The 1162-nt window shown below is 62.0% G+C and carries 1 protein-coding gene; it reads left to right on the forward strand.

What is annotated here, in order from left to right:
• Positions 1 to 194: 194 nt before the first annotated feature.
• Positions 195 to 1145 (forward strand): IS110 family transposase, encoded by a 951-nt coding sequence (locus QTL95_RS24185; protein WP_289722465.1) that lies wholly within the window; start codon positions 195 to 197, stop codon positions 1143 to 1145.
• Positions 1146 to 1162: the final 17 nt, after the last annotated feature.

A 1162-nucleotide genomic window follows, 5' to 3' on the forward strand; every position in this document is an offset into this window, starting at 1 on the left:
CACCTTCTTGGATGATCAAAATATGAGATAATTGTTTCTGCCGGGCGGGTAGCCGCCCGCCCGGCAGCTGGTTGTCGGATCGTCACCTTCTTAGCCGTTTGGGGCTGTGGGGAGCAGGATCGCAACCGGCTCTTCATCAGGCCCGTGTGGTTGCAGGAACCTTGGGGTTCGTATCCAAGACAGGGACGACGAAGATGACCGATAATAGCATGATCTGTGCCGGAATCGATGTCGGCAAAAGCCATCTCGACATCGCCATTCATCCCGGTGATGCGACGCTGAGGGTGGCTTATGATGCGGCCGGCCTGAAGGCGCTCGACGCTTTTCTTCAAGAGCAGGATGTCAAAAGGGTCGGCTTCGAAGCCTCGGGTGGTTACGAGTGGCGGTTGCTTGTGCATTTGCGGGCTGGCGAGCGGCCGGCGGCACGCCTGCAGCCGGCGCAACTGCGGTTCTTCGCCAGGAGCCGGCTTCGTCGGGCCAAGAACGACCGGCTCGACGCCGCGCTGATTGCCGTCTTCACCGCCGGCCTGGAGGAGATGCCGGCGCTTCCCGACGCGCGCTTCGACCGGCTGGCGAGCGAGCTGACCTATCTGGAACAGATCGAGCAGCAGATCGCGCTGGTGAAAACCTTTGCCGAGACCGCTCTGTCGGAGATCGTCAAGCACCGTCACGCCCGCGAGGTCGCCCGGCTCGAAACCTGCCGCAAGGCGCATCTGTTGTGGATGGAGAAGACGTTGCGCCAGGACCCGGACCTGGCGCAACGTCTCGATCTGCTGGTCTCCATCAAGGGTGTCGGGCTGCGAAGCGCGTTGTGCATGCTCATCCGCATGCCCGAACTCGGCCACACCGGTCGCGCCGAGATCGCCGCCCTTGCCGGCGTTGCGCCGTATGACGATGACAGCGGAAAACATCACGGCAGACGCCGCATTCAGGGCGGCCGCGAACGGTTGCGCAAGAGCCTGTTCATGTGCGCCTTCACCGCGACCCAGCACAATCCGGATCTGGCGACGTTCTACAAGCGCTTGCGCGACAACGGAAAGGAACACCTGTGCGCGGTTATCGCCGTCGCCCGCAAACTCATCATTCTCGCCAATGCCATCCTCATCCGCAAAGCCGAATGGACGCCGGAATATTGCAGAGAATGAGACATGGTTGCTCCCCG

The organism is Rhizobium sp. S152 (assembly GCF_030380735.1).
GTDB lineage: Bacteria > Pseudomonadota > Alphaproteobacteria > Rhizobiales > Rhizobiaceae > Rhizobium.

What these genes read in the sequence shown, in the direction of transcription:
- QTL95_RS24185 (WP_289722465.1), top strand. Translation starts at nt 195, where the DNA reads ATGACCGATAATAGCATGATCTGTGCCGGAATCGATGTCGGCAAAAGC.